This window comes from uncultured Streptococcus sp., from assembly GCF_963521255.1.
In the GTDB taxonomy this organism is placed as follows: Bacteria; Bacillota; Bacilli; order Lactobacillales; family Streptococcaceae; genus Streptococcus.
In genome coordinates this window covers 323464-349188 of record NZ_CAUQTU010000001.1, presented here as the reverse complement: position 1 = coordinate 349188, position 25725 = coordinate 323464, and the positions used below count along the sequence as shown (strand labels likewise).

The following is a 25725-nucleotide window of genomic DNA, read 5'->3' as shown; positions in this document are numbered from 1 at the left end:
AGATAGTCAAGGTTCAAAGAGAGAGGTGGGTTTGTAATGAGATTTAAAAATACATCGGATCATATTGAGGCCTACATCAAGGCGATTTTAGATCAATCTGGTATCGTGGAGTTGCAACGTAGTCAGTTGGCAGATACCTTTCAGGTTGTCCCTAGTCAGATTAACTATGTGATCAAGACACGCTTTACTGAAAGTAGAGGCTACTTGGTTGAAAGTAAGCGTGGTGGCGGAGGCTATATTCGTATAGGACGGATTGAGTTTTCTAGTCATCATGAAATGCTCAGGGAGCTGCTTTACTCGATTGGTGAGCGGGTCAGTCAAGAAATTTATGAGGATATTCTCCAGCTTTTGCTTGAGCAGGAATTGATGACCAAGCAGGAGATGACTTTGCTAGTATCAGTAGCTTTGGATCGCGTTCTAGGAGAAGAAGCTCCAGTTGTTCGTGCAAACATGCTACGACAGGTCATACAAGAGGTAGATAGAAAAGGGAAGTAAGATGAACTATTCAAAAGCATTGAATGAATGTATCGAAAGTGCCTACATGGTGGCTGGCCATTTTGGAGCTCGTTATCTAGAGTCTTGGCACTTGTTGATTGCCATGTCCAATCACAGTTATAGTGTGGCAGGGGCAACTTTAAATGATTATCCATATGAGATGGACCGTTTAGAAGAAGTCGCTTTGGAACTGACTGAAACGGACTATAGCCAGGATGAAACCTTTACGGAATTGCCGTTCTCCCATCGTTTGCAGGTTCTCTTTGATGAAGCAGAGTATGTAGCATCAGTGGTCCATGCTAAGGTGCTAGGGACAGAGCACGTCCTTTATGCCATTTTGCATGATGGAAATGCCTTGGCGACTCGTATCTTGGAGAGGGCTGGTTTTTCTTATGAAGACAAGAAAGATCAGGTCAAGATTGCTGCCCTACGTCGAAATTTAGAAGAACGGGCAGGCTGGACCCGTGAAGACCTCAAGGCTTTACGCCAACGCCATCGTACAGTAGCTGATAAGCAAAATTCTATGGCTAATATGATGGGCATGCCCCAGACTCCGAGTGGTGGTCTCGAGGACTATACGCATGATTTGACAGAGCAAGCGCGTTCTGGCAAGTTAGAACCAGTCATCGGTCGGGATAAGGAAATCTCGCGTATGATTCAAATCTTGAGCCGTAAAACCAAGAATAATCCTGTCTTGGTTGGGGATGCTGGTGTCGGGAAAACAGCCTTGGCGCTTGGGCTCGCTCAGCGTATTGCTAGTGGTGATGTACCTGCGGAAATGGCTAAGATGCGCGTGTTAGAGCTTGATTTGATGAATGTTGTTGCAGGGACACGTTTCCGTGGTGACTTTGAAGAGCGCATGAATAATATCATTAAGGATATTGAAGAAGATGGGCAAGTCATCCTCTTTATCGATGAACTCCACACTATCATGGGTTCCGGGAGTGGAATTGACTCAACTCTGGATGCGGCCAATATCTTGAAGCCAGCCTTGGCGCGTGGAACTTTGAGAACGGTTGGTGCGACAACTCAGGAAGAATACCAAAAACACATTGAAAAAGACGCAGCTCTTTCTCGTCGTTTCGCCAAAGTGACGATTGAAGAGCCAAGTGTTGCAGACAGCATGACCATTTTGCAAGGTTTGAAGGCGACTTATGAGAAACATCATCGTGTGCAAATCACAGATGAAGCGGTTGAAACAGCCGTCAAGATGGCACATCGTTACTTGACTAGTCGTCACTTGCCAGACTCTGCTATCGACCTCTTGGATGAGGCAGCAGCAACAGTGCAAAATAAGGCTAAGCATGTAAAAGCAGACGATTCTGACTTAAGTCTAGCTGACAAGGCCTTGATGGATGGTAAGTGGAAACAGGCAGCCCAGCTAATCGCAAAAGAAGAGGAAGTGCCTGTCTATAAAGACTTGGTGACAGAGTCTGATATTTTGACTACCTTGAGTCGCTTGTCAGGTATCCCAGTACAAAAATTGACTCAGACTGACGCTAAGAAATACCTGAACCTGGAAGCTGAACTGCATAAACGTGTCATCGGTCAAAATCAAGCAGTTTCAAGCATTAGCCGTGCCATTCGCCGCAATCAGTCAGGGATTCGTAGTCACAAGCGTCCGATTGGTTCCTTTATGTTCCTAGGACCTACAGGTGTCGGTAAGACCGAATTGGCCAAGGCTTTGGCAGAAGTTCTTTTTGACGATGAATCAGCCCTTATCCGCTTTGATATGAGTGAGTATATGGAGAAATTTGCAGCCAGTCGTCTCAATGGAGCTCCTCCAGGCTATGTGGGGTATGAAGAAGGTGGGGAGTTGACCGAGAAGGTTCGCAACAAACCATACTCTGTTCTCCTCTTTGACGAGGTAGAGAAGGCCCATCCAGACATCTTTAATGTTCTCTTGCAGGTCTTGGATGACGGTGTCTTGACCGATAGCAAGGGACGCAAGGTTGACTTTTCAAATACCATCATCATCATGACGTCAAACCTTGGTGCGACAGCCCTTCGTGATGACAAGACTGTCGGATTTGGGGCTAAGGATATTCGTTTTGATCAGGAAAATATGGAAAAACGCATGTTTGAAGAGCTGAAAAAAGCTTATAGACCGGAGTTCATCAACCGTATTGATGAAAAGGTGGTCTTCCATAGCCTTTCTAGCGACCATATGCAGGAAGTAGTGAAGATTATGGTCAAACCTTTAGTGGCAAGTTTGGCTGAAAAAGGCATTGACTTGAAATTACAAGCTTCCGCACTGAAATTGTTGGCAAATCAAGGATATGACCCAGAGATGGGAGCTCGTCCACTTCGCAGAACCCTGCAAACAGAAGTGGAGGACAAGTTGGCAGAACTTCTTCTTAAGGGAGATTTGGTGGCAGGCAGCACACTTAAGATTGGTGTTAAAGCAGGCCAGTTAAAATTTGATATTGCCTAAAAATGGAGAATCAGGAGCAATCTTGATTCTTTTTTCCACAATCTTTTTATAAAAAATCATAAAAACCTATTGACAAAACAAAAATATAGTTTATAATAAAAACATAGATAATGAAAATATCAAAAACCATAAAAAGGCAATGCGTTTATGAAAAAGAAAACAGCAGTGGTATTTGGAACCTTTGCTCCGCTTCATCAAGGACATATCGATCTAATTCAGCGAGCGAAGCGGCAGTGTGACCAGGTCTGGGTTGTAGTTTCAGGCTATAAGGGAGACAGAGGGGAGCAGGTAGGCTTAACGCTTCAAAAAAGATTTCGCTATATCCGAGAGGCCTTTGGTGATGACGAGTTGACCTCTGTCTGCAAATTAGATGAAACCAATCTTACCCGTTACCCTATGGGCTGGCAGGAGTGGTTGGACCAGATGTTATTGGAGATTTCCTATGATGAAACCCAGCAAGAACTAATTTTCTTTGTGGGAGAAGCAGACTACCAGCAAGAATTATCAAATCGTGGCTTTGAGACTGTTTTGCAAGAAAGAAAATTTGGTATCTCAGCGACTATGATTCGAGAAAATCCAAGCAAATATTGGAAATATATCGCTCAACCCTTCCGACGTCAGTTTACAAAGAAAGTGTTGATTATGGGAAGTGCTAGCAATGGGAAGACCACTCTGGCCAAGGATTTGGCAAGGTATTACGATGCACCCGTCAGTCTGGAATACGCGCGTGAATACCAGATCAAAAACAATGTCCGCGACGACGAGTTGACTCCAAAGGATTACTATTATCTCCTGTTGGGGCAGTATGACCAGACCTCAAAGTTAATCGATAGCAATGCCAATAGGGGACTGGTGATAGCAGACACCAACTCCTTAGTAACCAAGGGCTACTATGATTATTACATGGAGACTGAGGACCAAGGGGACTTATCAGGAGAAACCTTTGACAATCTCTTTGTCTCGATCTTGGCTAAGGAAAAATGGGACTTGATTCTCTTTGTGCAACCTGTCGGTTCCTATGTCAATGACGGATTTAGAGATATGACTATGGCAGAAGACCATATTCGTCATAGTTTTTCCCAACATTTGGATCAGATGAGAGAGCGATATTTAACCACCATTCCACTAGTTTATCTAGCTGAAGATTACCTAGGCAATTATGAAGCAGCCAAAGTGGCTATTGATGCCATTTACCAAGCAGATTAGGAGAAAATTATGAAAAAACTAACTGAAAAAATCACACAATTTATCGAAAACTTTAAAAATGTCCATGCGGAAGCCCGCAAGATCGGTTTTGCAGGAATCATGAACCTGCTCTGGAAAGATCTCTTTGTCGGCCGTAGCCTCTTCCAGTGGTTGTATCTCATCGTCCTGTCAAGTGTTCCCTTGTTCTTGGAATTCACGCAAAATACAGAAAGTCATGACTGGATGAGCTTGTTTGCGTCTTGGACTGGGATTGTCTGTGTTATCTTGGTAGCAGAAGGGCGTGCAAGTAATTATCTCTTTGGGGCTATTAACTCAGCTATCTATTTGATTTTGGCTATGAATGCGACTTTTTATGGCGAAGTCTTGACAACTGTTTACTTCTTTGTCATGCAGCCGATTGGTCTCTATGCTTGGCTGTCCAACCGTATCAATGACCAAGGAAAAGCAGAAGAATCTCATTTTGAAGCTAAGAAATTATCTGTTTTTGACTGGCTCAAGTACTTAGCCTTGACTGCTATCATCTGGATTGGTATGGGCTTGGCTTACCAAAGTATCCATAGTGCTCGCCCTTTCCGTGATAGTGTTACCGATGCGACCAATGGTGTCGGCCAGCTCTTGATGACACGTCTCTATCGTGAGCAATGGATTTTCTGGATTGCAACCAATCTCTTTAGTATTTATCTCTGGTGGGGTGAAAACATCCACATCCAAGGGATGTACTGGGTTTACACACTCAATAGTCTAGTAGGTTGGTACCAATGGACCAAGGCAGTTCGTAAGGAGGCATAAAATGGTGGACACGATGATTCCAGCAGGAATGACAGAGAGAGAATATTTTGAAATCCATGCCAGTCAGGAAGAGTTTTTAGATTGGTACTACAAGCAGGAACTCCCTCAATACGAAAAACCAAGTGTGACGGTGGATATGGTAGCCTACTGCTTTGTTGAAGGAGAAATCAAGCTCTTATTAATTCGCCGCAAGGCTCACCCTTATCAAAACTGTTTGGCCTTAGTTGGAGGATTTATGGACAAGGGCGAAGATGCTGCGCATGCCTGTCAGCGTGAGGTGAGAGAAGAAGTCAATCTCGATCTTCCTTTGGAAAAAATCGAGCAATTGATGACCGTATCGACCCCCGGCCGTGACCCACGGGGCTGGACAGTGACCATTGCCCACTTGGTTTATTTGCCTAGTCGTGCATTAGAACTTGTTCAAGCAGGAGACGATGCCAAGGATGTTGTTTTCGTAGATGTCGATTTTCAGACAGGCAAATGCTACCTAGAGGGAGTGGAGTTGGAGGAGCAAGCCTTCGCTTTTGACCATTATGCCATTATCCAAGAGTCTATCAAACGGATCCAAGGTCGTCTCGACTGGAATCCGACCTTCCTTTATCTGCTGGAGGAGGAGTTCACTGTCTACGAAGGAACTGAACTGGTCAATCTTATCAACCCCGGTCGTCCAATCGTCAGCAATAACTTTCTTGTAAAATATGGAGAATATGTAGAAGAAGTTGGACTCAAACGAGTACCTAAAAAGAAACCAAGAAAAACCTATCGATTGAAATAAAAAACGAGGTCGGGACAAAGTTCCCGACCTCTTTATTTGCCTTTATTAGTTTGCTTTGCTGTTGCGACTGTTTTTAGGGATGGCTCTTTTTCTTAGAATTGCTCATGATGCGAATGAATAAATCTTTGTATTTATATTTTAAATAGGTTTCGTGTAAATACAATAAAGCTACGTAGGCAATCATAAAAACGATAGTTAAGAAGAACAAATCAAATGTTGTTTGAGCGTAATGAGTAGCTCCCCCGTAAGAAGCGAAAGCATCTAAAATCACCCAAGGAAGATACTTGTAATACTTATTTGACATAAACCTATACCTCCTATATCCTATTTCAATGTTATTATATTCCTTTGTACTTAAAGTTGCAAGCGATTACACAAGAGTGATTTAAAAATATTACTCAAAATAGGAATTTTTTTCTGTTTTTGATATTAGACTACGAATAGAAGAGTAGGAGGAGTAAATGTATCTAAATGATGTGAGATTTTTAAAATAGTTTAGATAAATTGTTGACATATTCAAATCCCAATGTTACAATTATATTACAAAAAGATTTCTTTATATTTCTAAAATATTACAAAGGAGTAGAAAAATGAAAAAGAAAACCTATATCAAATTGATGGCAGCAACTGTATTGGCTTCTACCTTGCTACTGGGAGCTTGTGGAAATAAAAAGGAAACCACTCAAACCAGCAGCTCTGCAAAAACAAGTCAATCATCAAGTTCTAAAGCAGCTTCTTCTAGCAAAGAAAGCAAGACTCAGAAGTCCTCAAGTTCAGCTTCATCTGAAAAGGCCAAGGCATCTACTGACCAGTCTGCAGCAACTGCGACACCATCACAAGCGGCACCTGCACCAGAGCAAAGACAAGGTCAAGAAGTGGCTGGTCAACAAACTCCTGCTCAGACTCCTTCAACTCAACAAGCTCCTCAAGCCCAGTCTAATCAATCAAACTATGACCCAACAACTGACCGCAAACTTCAAGACAAGCAAGCAGAGCAAAATAAACGCTACAAGGGTGTTTTAACCATGGTAGACGGTGATTTCTCAGCTGCAGCGGGCAACTGGAAGGGAGCTAATGGCGAAACCATTACAGTTTCATCCGGCGGTCAATTCACAGTAGAATCTGCTGATGGAAAGAAAGAAAACTACTCTATCAGAGGTTATTCTTATACTCTTGATGATGGCAAGTATAATGCCAAAATCGGTGGAGGAAAAATCATCCAAATTACAACAGGAGCGGATGGTAAGGTTTCCAGTGTTGCTTTGAATCAATAATAATCCTCAGTATTTAAATTTTTACAGTCAAAGAAAATCCGTCAGCTCAGTAAGAGTCGACGGATTATTTTATACTTGTACTTGGGTTAAAAATTCTTCTGTAGTAAGAATTTGAGCAAACTCATCTTGTAGAGAAAGGAGATTAATCTCATGGATAGTCTCAGGAGAGATGGTCTGACCGTTTTTGTTCGATAGGGTAAAACTGGCAGTAGCATCTGCTAGTAAAGTGACTTCAAAACCAAGATTTGCTGCCATTCGTGTCGTAGTAGATACACAATGAGGCAGAGTCAAGCCAACAACGACTAAATGACCAATCTGTTTTTCTCGTAAATATGTTTCAAGATTTGTTCCAATAAAGGCGCTATTAACCGTTTTTTGAAAGACAGGTTCTGAGGTGACTGGTTCAAATCCACTTTTAAACACCTGATTTTGTTTGTTGTGAAATTGTGACTGAGGATTGTCAGATATGTGTTGAACATGTAAGACTGGAAGAGCGTGTTTACGAAAGTATGCCAGTACCCTCAGTGCTTGTTGTTCAGCTTGAGGGTTGTTCCGTTCTCCCCAGATAGGGCTATCAAATGCTTTTTGCATATCGATAATCAGTAGAGCAATATGAACCATTTTAAGCCTTATCCAACTGCAAGAGAGCCTCAATCTCTGCTAGGGTGCTAGCTTGTGAAATGGCTCCACGGAGTTTGGCAGCGCCAGATGTTCCACGGAGGTAGTGAGGAGCGAGGCCACGGAATTCACGAACTGCTACGTTTTCTCCTTTGAGGTTAATCAAGCGTTTCAAATGTTCGTAGGCGATTTTCATCTTGTCCTCAAAGGTCAAATCAGGTAGGATTTCTCCTGTTTCAAAGTAGTGGTTGATTTGGTTGAAGAGGTAAGGATTTCCCATGGCAGCGCGGCCAATCATGACTGCATCAGCACCGACTTCTTCGATGCGTTGCTTGGCTTCTTGGACCGTACGGATATCACCGTTTGCGATGAAGGGAATCTTGGTCAGAGCTTGGGCGACCTTGTGAAGGGTCTCAAGGTCTGCGTGACCTGTATACATTTGTTCACGGGTACGACCATGCATGGCGAGGGCAGAAACACCTGCTGCTTCAGCAGCGAGGGCATTTTCTACTGCAAGAGATGGATCAGCCCAGCCGGTACGCATTTTGACGGTGAGGGGGATATCAAGGACCGATTGAACCTTGTTGATGATAGAGTAAATCTTATCTGGATCCTTGAGCCACATAGCGCCAGCTTCGTTCTTCACGATTTTATTAACTGGGCAGCCCATGTTGATATCGACGATATCGGTCTTAGTGTTTTCTTGGATGAATTCTGCTGCGCGTGCTAGGCTGTCCTCATCGCTTCCAAAAAGTTGGATAGAAACTGGGTTTTCTCCTTCATCAATATGAAGCATGTGCAGGGTTTTTTCGTTGTTGTATTGGATTCCCTTGTCTGAGACCATTTCCATGACAACGAGTCCTGCACCGAGCTCTTTTGCGATGGTCCGAAAGGCTGAGTTGGTGACACCAGCCATAGGCGCTAAAACGGTACGATTGGGAATCTCAACATTGCCAATCATAAAGGGTGTATTAAGATTTGTCACGAATGAGTTCCTCCAGGTCGTTTTCATCAAAGTTGTAAGTAGTTTGGCAGAATTGACAAGTGATTTCTGCCCCGTGGTCTTCCTCTTTCATTTCCTGTAGGTCTGAGCTTGGAAGGCTGGCAAGAGCGTTCATAAAGCGTTCATGGCTACAGTCACATTGGAAACGGATTTCTTCTTCAGAAAGACGCTTGTAGGCCTCGTCACCGTAGATAGCCTTGAGGAGGGCTTCAATATGGTCTTCACTTTCCAGAAGCGTTGAGATAGCTGGCATTGCTTGGATGCGTTTTTCAAAGCGAGCAATCTCTTCTTCCTTGGCTCCTGGCAAGACTTGAACTAGGAAACCACCTGCAACCTTAACCTTGTCTTCCTCGTCCAAAAGGACATTGAGGCCGACTGCTGAAGGTGTTTGTTGGCTTTCAGTCAGGTAAAAGGCAAGGTCTTCACCGATTTCCCCAGAGATGAGGGGAGTCATAGAGTTGTAAGGATTTCCAGTACCGTAGTCTGTGATAACGAGGAATTGACCATTTCCAACAAAAGGTCCAACTAGGACTTCACCAGTTGCAGTCTTTTTGATGTCAACACCAGGATTTTGAACGTAGCCTTTGACGTTCCCCTTGGTATCAGCGACGGTGATAATAGCACCTAGAGAGCTAGATCCCAGTACCTTAACGGTTAGTTTGGTATTTCCTTTTTCATTGGCTGCGAGAATCTGGCTAGCGATAAGAGTTCGACCAAGCGCTACAGTTGAGCTAGCTTGGGTTTGGTGTTTTTCCTGAGCAGTGTGGACGGTTTCTGTGCTATCAAGGACAAAAGCACGAAAGGATCCGCTTTCTGATATTGTTTTAATAATTTTATCCATAGCTACTATTTTAGCATAAAAATGCCCAAAGGGGGAGCCGTGTGTTTGCTGATTTTCAGGATAATGGACCAGGAAATCAGCATGAAAATAAAAAGAGAAACAGATTATTTCAGCATTTGTAAGATTTATGCTATGCTTAAGGTAGAAAATGAAAGGGGTAACAAATGTATTTAGGAGATTTGATGGAAAAGGCTGAATCTGGCCAATTTTCAATCCTTTCCTTTCTATTACAAGAGTCTCAGACGACCGTCAAGGCTGTAATAGAGGAGACAGGATTTTCAAAAGCAACCCTAACCAAATATGTCACCCTGCTCAATGATAGGGCTATGGATAGTGGCTTAGAGCTGACTATTCACTTAGAAGATGAAAATCTGCGTCTGTCAATTGGTGCAGTTACCAAGGGGAGAGATATCCGGAGCTTATTTTTGGAGAATGCTGTTAAATACCAGATTTTGGTTTATCTTCTCTACCACCAACAGTTTTTAGCCCATCAGCTGGCTCAAGAATTGATGATTAGTGAGGCTACGCTTGGTCGCCACTTAGCTAGTTTAAATCAGATTTTGTCAGAATTTGATTTATCCATCCAAAATGGACGTTGGCGGGGTCCAGAGCATCAGATTCGCTATTTCTATTTCTGCCTTTTCCGCAAGATCTGGTCCAGTCAGGAGTGGGAAGGTCACATGCAGAAACCAGAGAGAAAACAGGAAATTACTACACTAGAAGAAATCTGCGGTGCGAGTTTGTCTTCGGGGCAGAAATTAGATTTGATTCTCTGGGCTCATATCAGTCAACAACGTCTTCGGGTTAATGCCTGTCAGTTTCAAGTCATAGAAGAAAAAATGCGAGGGTATTTTGACAATATTTTCTACCTTCGTTTGCATCGAAAGGCTTCGTCCTTTTTCGCTGGACAACACCTTCCTCTAGGAACTGAGGATGGGGAGATGATGATATTCTTCTCTTTCCTCCTATCTCATCGCATTCTTCCTCTTCATACTATGGAGTATATCCTTGGCTTTGGAGGGCAGTTGGCAGATTTACTGACGCAATTGATTCAAGAAATGAAGAAAGAGGAGTTGCTGGGTGATTATACAGAGGACCATGTCACCTATGAACTTAGTCAGCTTTGTGCTCAAGTCTATCTATACAAGGGCTATATTTTACAGGATCGCTACAAGTACCAGTTAGAGAATCGTCATCCTTATTTGTTGATGGAACATGATTTTAGGGGAACGGCAGAGGAGATTTTTCATGCTCTACCTGCCTTTCAGCAGGGGACAGATTTAGATAAGAAGATTCTCTGGGAATGGCTGCAGTTAATCGAATATATGGCTGAAAATGGTGGTCAACATATGCGGATTGGTCTTGATTTGACATCTGGTTTTCTTGTCTTTTCAAGGATGGCAGCCATTTTAAAACGGTATTTGGAATACAATCGTTTTATCACCATTGAAGCCTATGACCGAACTCGGCATTATGATTTGCTGGTTACCAATAACCCGATTCATAAGAAGGAACAGACCCCAGTTTATTATTTAAAAAACGACTTGGATTTGGAAGATTTGGCAGGGATTCGTCAGTTATTATTCACTTAAAAGGCTTGGTTGTTCCAGGTCTTTTTTGTGAAATTTACACAATCCCCTCACATTTTTTTAAAAATTAAAAAAAGTTGATAAACAAGAAAGCGCTTTATTTTGTATACTAGTTACTGTAAAGAGGAGACATCCTCAAGATCATTATCAGGAGGACAGCACATGTCACAAGAAAAATACATCATGGCCATTGACCAGGGAACTACAAGTTCTCGTGCCATTATTTTCAACAAAAAAGGAGAAAAAGTTAGCTCGAGTCAAAAAGAGTTTACTCAGATTTTCCCTCAGGCAGGTTGGGTTGAACACAATGCCAATGAAATTTGGAACTCTGTTCAGTCAGTTATTGCGGGTGCTTTCATTGAAAGTGGTGTGAAACCAAGTCAGATTGAGGCAATCGGGATTACCAACCAACGTGAAACAACGGTCGTTTGGGATAAGAAAACAGGGCTCCCTATCTACAACGCTATCGTTTGGCAATCACGCCAAACTGCTCCTCTGGCTGAACAACTGAAAAGCCAAGGTTATGTGGAAAAATTCCATGAAAAGACTGGTTTGATCATCGATGCTTACTTCTCTGCGACCAAGGTTCGTTGGATTTTGGATCATGTAGAGGGCGCTCAAGAGCGAGCTGAAAAAGGGGAATTGCTCTTTGGTACCATTGATACTTGGCTGGTTTGGAAATTGACAGACGGTGCGTCTCACGTAACGGATTATTCAAATGCAGCCCGTACTATGCTCTACAATATTAAAGAACTCAAATGGGATGATGAGATTTTAGAAATTCTCAACATTCCTAAGGCTATGCTTCCAGAAGTTCGTTCTAACTCTGAAATCTACGGTAAAACAGCCCCATTCCATTTCTATGGTGGAGAAGTGCCAATCTCAGGTATGGCTGGGGACCAACAAGCAGCCCTCTTTGGACAGTTGGCCTTTGAACCTGGTATGGTTAAAAATACTTATGGAACAGGTTCTTTCATCATCATGAATACTGGTGAAGAAATGCAGTTGTCTGAAAACAACCTCTTAACAACAATTGGTTACGGTATCAATGGCAAGGTCTACTATGCTTTAGAAGGTTCTATCTTCATCGCGGGAAGTGCCATTCAATGGCTTCGTGATGGACTTCGCATGGTTGAAAATTCACCAGAATCTGAAAAATACGCTCGTGATTCTCACAACAATGATGAAGTTTATGTCGTTCCAGCCTTTACAGGTCTAGGTGCTCCATACTGGAACCAAAACGCTCGCGGTTCTGTCTTTGGCTTGACTCGTGGAACAACTAAAGAAGACTTTATCAAGGCGACTTTGCAATCTATTGCTTATCAAGTACGTGACATCATCGACACCATGCAAGTGGATGCTCAGACAGCTATCCAAGTCTTGAAAGTAGACGGTGGTGCAGCTATGAACAATTTCCTCATGCAGTTCCAAGCTGACATTTTGGGAATCGACATCGCACGCGCCAAAAACTTGGAGACAACAGCTCTAGGTGCAGCCTTCCTAGCAGGTTTGTCAGTAGGTTACTGGAAAGACTTGGATGAGTTGAAACTCTTGAACGAGACAGGAGAACTCTTTGAACCATCGATGAACGAATCTCGCAAGGAACAACTCTACAAGGGTTGGAAGAAGGCTGTAAAAGCAACGCAAGTCTTTGCGGAAGTAGACGACTAATACTGGAAGAATAAAGCGACTCAGTTAGAAAGTGTGTAAATATGGAATTTTCAAAGAAAACACGTGAATTATCAATTAAAAAAATGCAAGAACGTACCTTGGACCTCTTGATTATCGGTGGAGGAATCACAGGGGCTGGTGTCGCCTTGCAGGCGGCAGCTAGCGGTCTTGAGACTGGTTTGATTGAAATGCAGGACTTCGCAGAAGGAACATCTAGCCGTTCAACTAAATTGGTTCACGGAGGTCTGCGTTACCTCAAACAATTTGACGTAGAAGTGGTATCAGATACAGTTTCAGAACGTGCAGTGGTTCAACAAATCGCACCACACATTCCAAAACCGGACCCAATGCTCTTGCCAGTTTACGATGAAGATGGAGCGACCTTTAGCCTCTTCCGTCTTAAAGTAGCTATGGATTTGTACGACCTTTTGGCAGGAGTTAACAACACACCAGCTGCAAACAAGGTCTTGAGCAAGGAAGAAGTCTTGGAACGCCAGCCAAACTTGAAGAAGGAAGGCTTGGTAGGAGGTGGAGTTTATCTTGACTTCCGTAACAACGATGCCCGTCTCGTGATCGAAAACATCAAACGTGCCAACCAAGATGGTGCCCTCATTGCCAACCACGTGAAGGCAGAAGGCTTCCTCTTTGACGAAAGTGGCAAGATTACAGGTGTTGTAGCTCGTGATCTCTTGACAGACCAAGTCTTTGAAATCAAGGCTCGTCTGGTTATCAATACAACAGGTCCTTGGAGTGATAAAGTACGTAATTTGTCTAATAAGGGAGCCCAATTCTCACAAATGCGTCCAACTAAGGGAGTTCACTTGGTAGTGGACTCAAGCAAAATCAAGGTTTCACAGCCAGTTTACTTTGACACAGGTTTGGGTGACGGTCGTATGGTCTTTGTTCTCCCACGTGAAAACAAGACTTACTTCGGTACAACTGATACAGACTACACAGGTGATTTGGAACATCCAAAAGTGACGCAGGAAGATGTAGATTACCTACTTGGTATTGTCAACAACCGCTTCCCAGAAGCAAATATCACCATTGATGATATCGAAAGCAGCTGGGCAGGTCTTCGTCCATTGATCGCAGGCAATAGCGCTTCTGACTACAATGGCGGAAATAACGGAACTATCAGTGATGAAAGCTTTAACAACTTGATCGCGACTGTTGAATCTTATCTCTCTAAAGAAAAAACGCGTGAAGATGTTGAGTCTGCTGTCAGCAAGCTTGAAAGCAGTACCTCTGAGAAACATTTGGATCCATCTGCAGTTTCACGTGGGTCTAGCTTGGACCGTGATGATAATGGTCTCTTGACTCTTGCTGGTGGTAAAATCACAGACTACCGTAAGATGGCTGAAGGAGCTATGGAGCGTGTGGTTGACATCCTCAAAGCAGAATTTGACCGTAACTTTAAACTCATCAATTCTAAGACTTACCCTGTTTCAGGTGGAGAATTGAACCCAGCAAATGTAGACTCAGAAATCGAAGCCTTTGCGCAACTTGGAGTGTCACGTGGTTTGGATAGCAAGGAAGCTCACTACCTAGCAAATCTTTACGGTTCAAATGCACCGAAAGTCTTTGCTCTTGCTCATAGTTTGGAACAAGCGCCAGGACTCAGTTTGGCAGATACTTTGTCCCTTCACTATGCAATGCGTAATGAGTTGGCTCTTAGCCCAGTTGACTTCCTTCTTCGTCGTACCAACCATATGCTCTTTATGCGTGATAGTTTGGATAGCATCGTTGAGCCAGTTTTGGATGAAATGGGACGATTCTATGAATGGACAGAAGATGAAAAAGCAACTTACCGTGCTGATGTCGAATCAGCTCTTGCTAACAACGATTTAGCAGAATTAAAAAATTAAGAAAAAATAAAAGAGGTGGAGGGCAGGACTCCTAGTCTACCCCTCCTTCTTTTTAATGGAGACAGAAAGATGATGAATGAATTATTTGGAGAATTTTTAGGGACTTTAATCCTGATTCTTCTAGGAAATGGTGTTGTTGCAGGTGTAGTTCTTCCAAAAACTAAGAGCAACAGCTCAGGTTGGATTGTGATTACCATGGGTTGGGGGATTGCAGTTGCGGTTGCAGTATTTGTATCTGGCAAGCTCAGTCCGGCTCATTTAAACCCAGCTGTGACCATTGGTGTGGCCTTAAAAGGTGGTTTACCTTGGGCTTCCGTTTTCCCTTACATCCTAGCTCAGTTTGCAGGGGCTATGCTTGGTCAGATTTTGGTTTGGTTGCAATTCAAACCGCACTATGAGGCAGAAGAAAATGCAGGTAATATTTTGGCTACTTTCAGCACAGGACCAGCTATCAAAGATACTGTATCAAACTTGATTAGTGAAATCCTTGGAACTTTTGTTTTGGTCTTGACAATCTTTGCTTTGGGTCTTTACGATTTTCAGGCAGGTATCGGAACCTTTGCGGTTGGGACTTTGATTGTCGGTATCGGTCTATCACTAGGTGGGACAACAGGATATGCCTTGAACCCTGCACGTGACCTTGGACCTCGTATCATGCACAGTATCCTTCCAATTTCAAACAAGGGAGATGGAGACTGGTCTTATGCCTGGATTCCTGTTGTGGGACCTGTTATCGGGGCAGCCTTGGCCGTGCTTGTATTCTCACTTTTTTAATCTAGAAAACAATTATGTTGATAAGGCTTGAGATGAGAATCTCAGGCTTTTTTCATTGAGTATAACCTATTAGTACTATCCAACAACGATAATAATTCCTTCAAAAAGTAGGAATAATAAAGGCAATAGTTTTTGCTTTTTTATGTGAAAAATCTCACTTTTGTTTTCTGCCATTTTATGCTAAAATATTAAAAATCAAATTTTAATTCTAAAGTTGGTAACTAAGATGGGAGCGTTACATGTCTAATTCATTTATTAAGTTGTTAGTCTCTCAATTGTTTGCAAATTTAGCAGATATTTTCTTTAGAGTAACAATCATTGCTAACATATACATTATTTCAAAATCAGTAATTGCCACATCACTAGTTCCTATTTTAATAGGAATATCCTCTTTTGTTGCAAGTCTTTTAGTTCCTTTAGTTACTAAAAGGTTAGCGCTAAATAGGGTTTTATCTTTATCTCAATTTGGAAAGACTATATTATTAACGATACTGGTAGGAATGTTTACCGTAATGCAATCAGTAGCGCCTTTGGTGATCTATCTATTTGTTGTTGTAATTTCCATATTAGATGGTTTTGCAGCACCCGTTTCCTATGCTATTGTGCCACGCTATGCGACCGATTTGGGCAAGGCTAACTCAGCCTTATCAATGAGTGGTGAAGCTGTTCAATTGGTGGGTTGGGGATTAGGTGGACTCTTGTTTGCAACAATTGGTCTCTTACCTATCACGTTTATCATTTTAATCTTGTATATCATTTCTAGCTTTCTGATGTTATTGCTTCCTAAGGCCGAAGTGGAGGTGTTAGATTCAGAAACTAATCTTGAAATTTTACTCAAAGGTTGGAAGTTAGTTGCTAGAGATTCTAGATTAAGACTTTTTGTATCAGCAAATTTATTGGAAATTTTCTCAAATACGATTTGGGTTTCGTCTATCATACTTGTCTTTGTAACTGAGTTATTAAATGAAACGGAAAGTTACTGGGGATATTCTAATACAGCATACTCTATTGGGATTATAATTAGTGGCTTAATTGCTTTTAGGCTATCTGAAAAGTTTCTTGCTGCTAAATGGGAAAGTATTCTTTTTTCTCTTGTAGGCATGGCAATAGTGACGCTGACTATTCTATTTTTTCCAAATGCACAGATGTTTTTATTATTTTCAGCTTTAGTTGGTATGTTATCGCAACTAAAAGAAGTTCCTGAAAGTGTATTTCTTCAGGAAACAGTAGAGGAAAATAACTTGGTTAATGTCTATTCCGTTCTGGAAGTGATTTCGACACTAGCATTTTCAGTATTTGTTTTGCTAATGAGCTATATTACTGAGAATTTTGGTATTAGCATCAGTTTTTGGCTATCAGCCATTTGTCTGATGATAGAAGCTATTTTAATTTATATCAGACGAGATTATTTTAGGTGATAGACTAGTTAAAAAGTCTTGAAAAATTAGAAAAGCGCATAGTATCAGGTGTTGAAAAAACTTGATATTATGTGTTTTATTATGGGAAGATTTACTTCATTTTCTCCTGAAATAGAGTTTTGAAGCAGGATCACTCTATTTAAAAATATACATAGAAAAACCGCATAATTTTTAAAATTAGCTTAAATATAATGAAAATCTACGGCAAACAATTGGAAAATTACTCTAGAAAGTGGTACAATGGTAGAAAAATACTATAGTAAGAGTTCATCTTATTTAGCAAAAATTACAGAAATGAATGGTTTTTCTTGATGAAACAAAGAAAAGAATTGTACCTTTTTCTTGGTCGGACAGCCTTGTATTTTCTTATCTTTCTAGGGCTGCTTTACTTCTTTAGCTATCTTGGTCAGGGTCAAGGAAGCTTTATCTATAATGAATTTTAACTTGAAGGAGAATTCCTATTGTGTCAAATAAACCAATAGTAGATATGATTGAAACCATTGAGCATTTTGCTCAGACACAGCCTAGCTATCCTGTTTACAATGTTTTGGGGCAGGAACACACTTATGGAGATTTGAAGGCTGATTCGGATAGTTTGGCTGCAGCCATCGATCAACTGGATTTACCAGAGAAGTCTCCTGTGGTTGTTTTTGGTGGCCAAGAATATGAAATGTTGGCAACTTTTGTAGCGCTGACTAAGTCAGGTCATGCCTACATTCCCATTGATAGCCATTCGGCCTTGGAGCGAGTTTCGGCTATTTTAGAAGTAGCTGAGCCAAGCTTGATTATTGCCGTTTCAGATTTTCCATTGGATCAGGTTTCTACGCCAATGGTGACTCTAGCTCAGGTTCAAGAAGCCTTTGCTCAAGGGACTAGCTATGAGATTACGCATCCAGTCAAGGGTGATGATAACTACTACATCATCTTTACTTCTGGTACAACTGGTAAGCCTAAGGGAGTGCAGATTTCACATGATAACCTCCTTAGCTTTACCAACTGGATGATTACGGACAAGGAATTTGCAACACCGAGTCGTCCGCAAATGCTAGCTCAGCCACCTTATTCATTTGACTTGTCTGTCATGTACTGGGCACCGACCTTGGCACTTGGTGGTACGCTTTTCGCTCTTCCTTCAGCTATTACTCAGGACTTTAAGCAACTCTTTGCGACCATCTTTTCATTGCCAATCGCTATCTGGACATCAACCCCTTCTTTTGCGGATATGGCCATGTTGTCTGAAGACTTCAACAGTGAGAAAATGCCTGGTATCACGCATTTCTACTTTGATGGCGAAGAATTGACGGTCAAAACAGCTCAAAAACTGCGCGAGCGTTTCCCAAATGCCCGTATTATCAATGCTTACGGTCCAACAGAAGCGACAGTAGCCCTGTCAGCTGTTGCTGTGACAGACGAGATGTTGATAACTCTCAAACGCCTACCAATCGGCTATACCAAAGCTGATTCTCCAACCTTTATCATTGACGAGGAAGGCAATAAATTGCCAAATGGAGAACAGGGGGAAATCATTGTTTCTGGACCAGCCGTTTCAAAAGGTTATATGAACAATCCTGAAAAAACAGCAGAAGCCTTCTTTGAATTTGAAGGACTGCCAGCCTATCACACAGGCGATGTGGGATCTATGACAGATGAAGGCTTACTTCTCTACGGCGGACGCATGGACTTCCAGATTAAGTTCAACGGTTACCGCATTGAGTTAGAAGATGTCTCTCAAAACCTCAATAAGTCTCGCTTTATCGAGTCTGCTGTTGCAGTACCGCGCTATAACAAGGACCACAAGGTACAAAATCTATTGGCTTATGTCATCTTAAAAGATGGTGTCCGTGAGCAGTTTGAACGTGATATCGATATTACCAAGGCTATCAAGGAAGACTTGACAGATATTATGATGTCTTATATGATGCCGTCCAAATTCCTTTATCGAGACAGTTTGCCACTGACTCCAAATGGAAAAATTGATATTAAAGGATTGATTAACGAGGTGAATAAGAGATGATGGAGTTCTTTCAACAGCTTCCTCATTTAGAGCCATACGGTAATCCTCAGTATTTTGTCTATGTGATTGCTGCAACCTTGCCCATCTTTATCGGTCTCTTTTTCAAGAAACGCTTTGCCTGGTATGAAGTGCTAGTTAGTCTCTTCTTTATCGTCACCATGTTGGTAGGTGGGAAGACTAACCAATTGGCTGCCTTGGGTATTTATCTGTGCTGGGAAATATTACTCCTGCTCTTCTATAAGCACTATCGAAAAAGTAAGGATGGTAAGTGGGTCTTCTACCTAGTTAGTTTTCTGTCCCTACTGCCGATTGTCTTTGTCAAGGTGCAGCCGGCTATCAATGGAACGCAGTCTTTGCTTGGTTTTTTGGGAATTTCTTACCTGACCTTTCGTTCGGTTGGGATTATCATCGAGCTGAGAGATGGAGTGATTAAGGATTTTACCCTCTGGGAATTCCTCCGTTTTCTTCTCTTCATGCCGACTTTTTCAAGTGGCCCAATCGATCGCTTTAAGCGATTTAATGAAAATTATCAGACCATTCCTGAGCGGGATGAGTTGATGGATATGCTGGATGAATCTGTTCGCTATATCATGTGGGGCTTTTTGTACAAGTTTATCCTAGCTTATGTTTTAGGAGAGACCTTGTTGCCTCCTTTGAAGAATTTAGCCCTGCAGTCAGGTGGCTTCTTTAACCTCTATGCCTTGGCAGTTATGTATACCTTTGGTCTGGAGCTCTTCTTTGACTTTGCAGGTTATTCTATGTTTGCTTTGGCCATCTCAAACTTGATGGGAATCCGTAGCCCTATCAACTTTAACAAACCCTTTTTATCAAGGGATTTAAAGGAATTTTGGAATCGTTGGCACATGAGTCTTTCTTTCTGGTTCCGTGACTTTGTCTTTATGCGAATGGTGATGGTGTTAACCAGAAAGAAAGTCTTTAAAAATCGCAATGTAACCTCAAGTGTAGCCTATATTGTAAATATGCTGATTATGGGATTTTGGCACGGTGTGACCTGGTACTACATCGCCTATGGACTCTTTCATGGATTAGGCTTGGTCATCAATGACGCTTGGATTCGCAAGAAAAAAACGCTCAATAAGGAACGGAAAAAAGCAGGGAAGACTGCTCTACCTGAGAATCGCTGGATTCAGTTGCTGGGCATGGTTGTTACCTTCCATGTCGTCATGCTGTCATTCTTAATCTTTTCTGGATTTTTGAATGATTTATGGTTTAAAAAATAAGAGGAAATAAAATATGGATATCAAATCAGAAGTTATTGAAATTATTGATGAGTTGTTTATGGAAGATGTTTCTGACATGATGGATGAAGATCTTTTTGATGCAGGTGTCTTGGATAGTATGGGAACGGTTGAGTTGATTGTGGAGATTGAAAATCGTTTTGACATTCGTGTTCCAGTGACGGAGTTCGGTCGTGATGACTGGAATACGGCTAATAAAATCGTAGAAGGTATTACGGAGCTACAAAATGCTTAAACGCTTGTGGCTAATCTTCGGGCCTATCTTCACTGCTGGATTTTTGGTTCTTCTACTCATCTTTTTTTATCCAAGTACAACAAGCCATAATCTGACGGAGGAGAAATATTCGGCGGCTTCTGTTAGTGTAGAGAGTTTTAAAGAGAGAAGCCAAAAAGTAAGGGCTCTTACAGATCCAAATATGCGTTTTATTCCTTTTCTAGGGTCCAGTGAATGGATTCGATTTGATAGTGTCCATCCAGCTGTTTTAGCAGAGAAATACCATCGTCCCTATCGTCCTTACTTTTTAGGTCAAGCAGGAGCAGCCTCTCTAAATCAATATTTTGGCCTACAGCAAATTTTGCCAGAAATAGAGAATAAGCATGCGGTATTTGTGATTTCGCCTCAGTGGTTTACGGAGACTGATTATGAACCCGCAGCGTTTCAGAGATTTTTTAACAGTGACCAATTGACAGCTTTTTTGGAAAATCAATCTGGTGACACTGCTGCAAAGCATGCGGCTATTCGATTGTTAAAGCAGAATCCTAATGTTGCATTAAAAGGCATTGTTCAAAAATTATCAAAGGGTGAAGAATTATCAGAGGTTGATCAGGTTGCTATTAATATTTTTGCCCGATTCAATGAGAGACAGGCTTCTCTATTTGGTCGGTTCTCCATTAGAGGAAAACTCAAATATAAGGAACATGTGGAAAATTATTTAAAAGATCTTCCAGATCAATTTTCTTACCAAGAGTTAGAAAAAATTGCTCGAAAGGATGCAGAAACAAATACGACCAATAATGATATGGGAATGGAAAATCATTTCTATACAAGAGAGGTTAAGAAGGATTTGAAAAAATGGGAAGGGTATCAAAAGAATTACAGCTTCCTAAAATCATCTGAATATAATGATTTACAGTTGGTTCTCAATCAATTTGCAAAATCGAAAGTTAATGTCCTCTTTGTCATCCAACCTGTCAATAAGAAATGGATGGACTACACAGGGCTCAGAGAAGATATGTACCAGCATGCAGTGGAGAAAATTCGTTATCAATTAGAAAGTCAAGGTTTCACTAATATTGCTGACTTTTCAAAAAATGGAGGGGATCCTTATTTTATTAAGGATACCATTCACCTAGGTTGGTTGGGTTGGCTTGCTTTTGATAAGGCAGTTGATCCTTTCCTATCCAATCCTACACCAGCTCCTACCTACCATCTGAATGAGCGATTTTTCAGTAAAGATTGGGCGACTTATGATGGAGATGTCAAGGCATTTCAATAGATCATGATATAGAAGAGTTCGAGAATGAAACTAGTTTTCACGTTTTTTCTTGACTCTTTTTTTGGTTGTGATATAATTAACCAGTAAATAATTTCAAAGAATAGTATTTTCTCTTAAAATAGAGAAGCATATAAGGAAAGGAGTCAGATATGAGACAGTTAGCAAAAGATATAGATGCCTTTTTGAATGAAGTAATTTTGCAGGCAGAAAACCAGCACGAGATTTTAATAGGTCATTGCACTAGCGAGGTGGCTCTGACCAATACCCAGGAGCATATCCTCATGCTATTGTCAGAGGAATCTTTAACAAATTCAGAGTTGGCTCGTCGCCTCAATGTTAGTCAGGCGGCAGTTACCAAGGCTATTAAGTCTTTGGTCAAGGAAGGGATGTTGGAAACATCTAAGGATCCTAAGGATGCGCGTGTGATTTTTTATCAGTTGACTGACTTGGCTCGTCCAATTGCTGAGGAGCATCATCATCACCATGAGCATACACTTTTAACCTATGAACAAGTGGCGACTCAGTTTACTCCAAATGAACAAAAAGTGATTCAGCGGTTTTTGACTGCTTTAGTAGGAGAAATCAAATAATGAGATATATTACAGTAGAGGACTTGTCCTTCTATTATGATAAGGAGCCTGTTCTTGAACATATCAATTATAGTGTTGATAGTGGAGAATTTGTTACCTTGACAGGGGAGAATGGGGCAGCTAAGACGACACTCATCAAGGCCAGTCTTGGAATTCTTCAGCCACGCATTGGTAAGGTGACTATTTCAAAGACAAATACGCAGGGTAAGAAATTGAGAATAGCCTATCTTCCTCAACAGATTGCCAGTTTTAATGCTGGTTTTCCAAGTACGGTTTATGAATTTGTCAAATCAGGTCGCTATCCGCGAAAGGGTTGGTTCCGTCGTTTGAATGCTCATGATGAGGAGCATATCAAGGCTAGTCTGGACTCAGTTGGCATGTGGGAACACCGAGACAAACGCTTGGGGTCTCTTTCTGGGGGCCAAAAGCAACGAGCGGTGATTGCGCGTATGTTTGCTTCGGATCCAGATGTGTTTATCCTAGATGAGCCGACAACGGGGATGGATGCAGGAAGTAAAAACGAATTTTACGAACTCATGCACCACAGCGCCCATCATCATGGCAAGGCTGTTTTGATGATTACTCATGACCCTGAAGAAGTTAAGGACTATGCGGACCGCAATATTCATTTAGTCCGTAACCAAGACTCGCCATGGCGTTGTTTCAACGTTCATGAGAATGATCAGGAGGTGGGCCATGCTTAGTTTGTTATCTTATGACTTTATGCAACGTGCCTTTCTTGCCGTTATTGCCATGAGTCTTTTCTCGCCGGTATTGGGAACCTTCCTTATCTTGCGTCGTCAGAGTTTGATGAGTGATACCCTCAGCCACGTCTCGCTTTCGGGTGTAGCTTTTGGTCTGGTCCTAGGGATTTCTCCGACTGTTTCTACGATTGCTATTGTCTTGATTGCGGCGGTCTTTCTGGAGTATCTCCGTACGGTTTACAAGAGCTTTATGGAAATCGGGACAGCTATCCTCATGTCAACAGGTCTGGCTGTTTCTCTGATTGTTATGAGCAAGGGTAAAAGCTCGAGTTCTATGAGTTTGGACCAGTATCTTTTTGGTTCGATCGTGACTATCAGTGAAGAGCAGGTTATTTCCCTCTTCGTCATTGCGGCGGTTGTTTTGATTTTGACCTTCCTCTTCCTTCGTCCTATGTATATCCTGACCTTTGATGAGGATACGGCCTTTGTGGATGGCTTGCCCGTTCGTACCATGTCTATTCTTTTTAACATGGTTACAGGGGTGGCCATTGCCCTTATGATTCCTGCTGCAGGAGCTCTTCTGGTATCGACCATTATGGTCTTGCCAGCTAGTATTGCCCTTCGTCTAGGGAAAAACTTTAAATCGGTTATGCTGCTTGCTAGTGCTATTGGATTTTTGGGAATGGTAGCAGGTCTTTACATTTCCTATTATGCAGAAACACCTGCCAGTGCAAGTATTACCATTATTTTTGTAACTGTCTTTTTACTTATTAGTTTAGTAAGACGTTTTATCAAATAGGAGACTAACGTGAAAAAAATCAGCTTATTGCTAGCCAGTCTATGTGCCTTGTTTTTAGTGGCTTGTTCCAATCAAAAGCAGGCAGATGGCAAACTAAATATCGTGACAACCTTTTACCCTGTCTATGAATTTACCAAGCAAGTCGCAGGAGATACTGCTAATGTAGAACTCCTCATCGGTGCTGGTACAGAACCCCATGAATATGAACCGTCTGCCAAGGCAGTTGCCAAAATCCAAGACGCAGATACCTTCGTTTATGAAAATGAAAACATGGAAACATGGGTACCTAAATTGCTAGATACCCTGGATAAGAAAAAAGTGAAAACCATCAAGGCGACAGGTGATATGTTGCTCTTGCCAGGTGGTGAGGAAGAAGAGGGAGACCATGACCATGGAGAAGAAGGTCATCACCATGAGTTTGATCCCCATGTTTGGTTATCACCAGTTCGTGCTATTAAACTAGTAGAGCACATCCGTGACAGCTTATCAGCAGCTTATCCTGATAAAAAAGAGACCTTTGAGAAGAATGCTGCTGCCTATATCGAAAAATTGCAAGCCTTGGATAAGGCTTATGCAGAAGGCTTGTCTCAAGCCAAACAAAAGAGCTTTGTGACTCAACACGCAGCCTTTAACTATCTTGCCTTGGACTATGGACTCAAACAAGTCGCAATCTCAGGACTTTCTCCAGATGCAGAGCCATCAGCAGCTCGCTTGGCAGAATTGACAGAGTATGTCAAGAAAAATAAAATCGCCTATATCTACTTTGAAGAAAATGCCTCACAAGCCCTTGCTAACACACTTTCAAAAGAGGCAGGTGTCAAAACTGATGTCCTCAATCCTTTAGAAAGTCTGACAGAAGAGGACACCAAGGCTGGAGAAAACTACATTTCCGTGATGGAGAAAAACCTCAAGGCTCTGAAACAAACAACGGACCAAGAAGGCCCAGCAATTGAGCCTGAAAAGGCAGAGGATACCAAGACAGTTCAAAATGGTTACTTCGAGGATGCAGATGTCAAGGACCGCACCTTGAGTGACTATGCAGGTAACTGGCAATCAGTTTATCCTTTCCTTGAAGATGGTACGTTTGATCAAGTCTTTGACTACAAGGCTAAGTTGACTGGTAAGATGACTCAGGCTGAGTACAAGGCCTACTATACAAAAGGCTATCAGACAGATGTGACTAAGATTAATATCACTGATAACACTATGGAATTTGTTCAAGGTGGACAAAGTAAGAAATTCACCTACAAGTATGTTGGTAAGAAAATCTTGACTTACAAGAAAGGCAATCGTGGCGTTCGCTTCCTCTTTGAAGCCACAGATGCAGACGCTGGACAGTTCAAGTATGTTCAGTTTAGTGACCACAATATCTCCCCAGTTAAGGCAGAACATTTCCATATCTTCGTTGGAGGCACAAGCCAAGAAGCCCTCTTTGAAGAAATGGATAACTGGCCAACCTACTACCCAGATAACCTATCTGGCCAAGAAATCGCCCAAGAAATGTTGGCACATTGATGAGAAACCGATTAGTTCATAGGAGCTGATCGGTTTTTGGATACTAGATAGCTAGCTTCATTATAGACCTTTCAGAACTGTAAAAAACAAATAAAACTCTTGAAATATCTGGGCTTATATGCTAGAATGTAGTTAGTTGATAAGGTTCATTAGAACACCAAAGCCCCTAACTAGTGCGATAGTTAAGGGCTTTTTTGACGTATCTTAGAGATTTAACGGGTGTTGATAGGCTAGTCACTCGGTCTACTCCTTACTATCTAGCCATCTGCAGACGAAATACAAGATAATCCCTGCTATGACGTCCGCTATAATAGTAAGAGCGAGCTCTATGATAAGGCTCATTAGTTTCACCTCCTCTCACGAACCGTAAGGAACGTAATCGGTAACCGATGACAAAAATAGTATACCACAATAAATTTAGCTCATCAACCTCACTTAATGCTTTAAATATAGGAGATAGGCAAAAAGTCTTTAAAATTAGAAAATGTATAGTATTAAATTTATAAAATCTTGATGTTATATCAATCATAAAAGTGGATAGGAAAGTTTTCTGATTATCAGAATTCCTTCCTATCCACTTTTTGAAGATTGTA

General features: G+C 41.7%; 24 protein-coding genes. 20 read left to right on the top strand and 4 right to left on the bottom strand.

Annotated features, from left to right (window positions below; genetic code table 11):
* Positions 1-36: 36 nt before the first annotated feature.
* From RWP09_RS01720 to RWP09_RS01700, 5 genes are all read left to right on the top strand, one after another.
* A complete protein-coding gene (locus RWP09_RS01720; RefSeq protein ID WP_061759634.1) occupies positions 37-495 on the top strand; it encodes a CtsR family transcriptional regulator in 459 nt (152 codons plus the stop codon).
* Position 496: 1 nt separating this feature from the next.
* Positions 497-2929, top strand: coding sequence for an ATP-dependent Clp protease ATP-binding subunit (locus tag RWP09_RS01715; RefSeq protein ID WP_314433361.1), 2433 nt, complete (start codon positions 497-499; stop codon positions 2927-2929).
* A gap of 147 nt (positions 2930-3076) precedes the next feature.
* Positions 3077-4135: an AAA family ATPase gene (locus tag RWP09_RS01710; RefSeq protein ID WP_314433360.1), complete on the top strand. Its 1059-nt coding sequence runs from the start codon at positions 3077-3079 to the stop codon at positions 4133-4135.
* Between the two features lie 9 nt (positions 4136-4144).
* Positions 4145-4924, top strand: coding sequence for a nicotinamide riboside transporter PnuC (gene pnuC / locus RWP09_RS01705; RefSeq protein WP_314433358.1), 780 nt, complete (start codon positions 4145-4147; stop codon positions 4922-4924).
* Between the two features lies 1 nt (position 4925).
* A complete protein-coding gene (locus RWP09_RS01700; protein WP_314433356.1) occupies positions 4926-5699 on the top strand; it encodes an NUDIX hydrolase in 774 nt (257 codons plus the stop codon).
* A gap of 73 nt (positions 5700-5772) precedes the next feature.
* Here RWP09_RS01700 and RWP09_RS01695 read toward each other — a convergent pair whose 3' ends face one another.
* Positions 5773-6003, bottom strand: a complete 231-nt coding sequence (locus tag RWP09_RS01695) for a hypothetical protein (RefSeq protein ID WP_261149272.1) — start codon at positions 6001-6003, stop codon at positions 5773-5775.
* A 286-nt stretch (positions 6004-6289) separates the two neighbouring features.
* Between RWP09_RS01695 and RWP09_RS01690 the strand changes: the two genes are divergently transcribed.
* Complete coding sequence (locus RWP09_RS01690; RefSeq protein WP_314433352.1) at positions 6290-6973, top strand: hypothetical protein; 684 nt, start codon at positions 6290-6292, stop codon at positions 6971-6973.
* Positions 6974-7042: 69 nt separating this feature from the next.
* On the opposite strand, the gene RWP09_RS01685 is transcribed toward RWP09_RS01690, so the two are convergent.
* Genes RWP09_RS01685 through hslO form a run of 3 tightly spaced genes read right to left on the bottom strand, consistent with a single transcriptional unit; the run spans position 7043 to position 9435 of the window.
* Positions 7043-7594, bottom strand: coding sequence for a cysteine hydrolase family protein (locus RWP09_RS01685; protein WP_314433350.1), 552 nt, complete (start codon positions 7592-7594; stop codon positions 7043-7045).
* A 1-nt stretch (position 7595) separates the two neighbouring features.
* Positions 7596-8576, bottom strand: a complete 981-nt coding sequence (gene dusB / locus RWP09_RS01680; protein WP_000183308.1) for a tRNA dihydrouridine synthase DusB — start codon at positions 8574-8576, stop codon at positions 7596-7598.
* Positions 8563-9435 (bottom strand): Hsp33 family molecular chaperone HslO, encoded by an 873-nt coding sequence (gene hslO, locus RWP09_RS01675; protein WP_314433348.1) that lies wholly within the window; start codon positions 9433-9435, stop codon positions 8563-8565. The genes dusB and hslO overlap by 14 nt, the downstream gene beginning before the upstream one ends.
* A 164-nt stretch (positions 9436-9599) precedes the next feature.
* Here hslO and RWP09_RS01670 point away from each other — a divergent pair, with 164 nt between their 5' ends.
* From RWP09_RS01670 to adcA, 14 genes are all read left to right on the top strand, one after another.
* Positions 9600-11027, top strand: coding sequence for a helix-turn-helix domain-containing protein (locus RWP09_RS01670; protein ID WP_314433347.1), 1428 nt, complete (start codon positions 9600-9602; stop codon positions 11025-11027).
* 159 nt (positions 11028-11186) lie between these two features.
* Entirely contained in the window at positions 11187-12695 is a 1509-nt protein-coding gene (gene glpK / locus RWP09_RS01665; protein ID WP_314433346.1) for a glycerol kinase GlpK, read from the top strand.
* 41 nt (positions 12696-12736) lie between these two features.
* On the top strand, positions 12737-14563 hold the full coding sequence (gene glpO, locus RWP09_RS01660; RefSeq protein WP_314433343.1) for a type 1 glycerol-3-phosphate oxidase: 1827 nt from the start codon (positions 12737-12739) through the stop codon (positions 14561-14563).
* 69 nt (positions 14564-14632) lie between these two features.
* The gene (locus RWP09_RS01655; protein WP_000980823.1) at positions 14633-15337 is read left to right on the top strand and encodes an MIP/aquaporin family protein; all 705 of its coding nucleotides are present in this window, start codon (positions 14633-14635) and stop codon (positions 15335-15337) included.
* A gap of 239 nt (positions 15338-15576) precedes the next feature.
* Positions 15577-16755: a ryptide export MFS transporter gene (locus tag RWP09_RS01650; RefSeq protein ID WP_314433341.1), complete on the top strand. Its 1179-nt coding sequence runs from the start codon at positions 15577-15579 to the stop codon at positions 16753-16755.
* 311 nt (positions 16756-17066) lie between these two features.
* Positions 17067-17198 carry a teichoic acid D-Ala incorporation-associated protein DltX gene (locus tag RWP09_RS01645; protein WP_000813667.1) on the top strand — a complete coding sequence of 44 codons (132 nt, stop codon included), beginning with the start codon at positions 17067-17069 and terminating at the stop codon, positions 17196-17198.
* Positions 17199-17218: 20 nt separating this feature from the next.
* Complete coding sequence (dltA, locus tag RWP09_RS01640; protein ID WP_314433338.1) at positions 17219-18769, top strand: D-alanine--poly(phosphoribitol) ligase subunit DltA; 1551 nt, start codon at positions 17219-17221, stop codon at positions 18767-18769.
* Positions 18766-20010, top strand: a complete 1245-nt coding sequence (gene dltB, locus RWP09_RS01635) for a D-alanyl-lipoteichoic acid biosynthesis protein DltB (protein ID WP_314433336.1) — start codon at positions 18766-18768, stop codon at positions 20008-20010. The genes dltA and dltB overlap by 4 nt, the downstream gene beginning before the upstream one ends.
* Before the next feature lie 13 nt (positions 20011-20023).
* Positions 20024-20263, top strand: coding sequence for a D-alanine--poly(phosphoribitol) ligase subunit DltC (gene dltC / locus RWP09_RS01630; protein WP_000351973.1), 240 nt, complete (start codon positions 20024-20026; stop codon positions 20261-20263).
* Positions 20256-21524, top strand: coding sequence for a D-alanyl-lipoteichoic acid biosynthesis protein DltD (gene dltD / locus RWP09_RS01625; RefSeq protein WP_314433334.1), 1269 nt, complete (start codon positions 20256-20258; stop codon positions 21522-21524). Before dltC ends, dltD begins: the two co-directional genes overlap by 8 nt.
* 149 nt (positions 21525-21673) lie before the next feature.
* A complete protein-coding gene (gene adcR / locus RWP09_RS01620) occupies positions 21674-22114 on the top strand; it encodes a zinc-dependent transcriptional regulator AdcR (protein WP_001249308.1) in 441 nt (146 codons plus the stop codon).
* Entirely contained in the window at positions 22114-22818 is a 705-nt protein-coding gene (locus tag RWP09_RS01615; RefSeq protein ID WP_001269496.1) for a metal ABC transporter ATP-binding protein, read from the top strand. Before adcR ends, RWP09_RS01615 begins: the two co-directional genes overlap by 1 nt.
* The gene (locus RWP09_RS01610; protein ID WP_000950038.1) at positions 22811-23617 is read left to right on the top strand and encodes a metal ABC transporter permease; all 807 of its coding nucleotides are present in this window, start codon (positions 22811-22813) and stop codon (positions 23615-23617) included. Before RWP09_RS01615 ends, RWP09_RS01610 begins: the two co-directional genes overlap by 8 nt.
* A 9-nt stretch (positions 23618-23626) precedes the next feature.
* Positions 23627-25132, top strand: coding sequence for a zinc ABC transporter substrate-binding lipoprotein AdcA (gene adcA, locus RWP09_RS01605; protein WP_314433331.1), 1506 nt, complete (start codon positions 23627-23629; stop codon positions 25130-25132).
* The last annotated feature ends 593 nt before the right edge of the window (positions 25133-25725 follow it).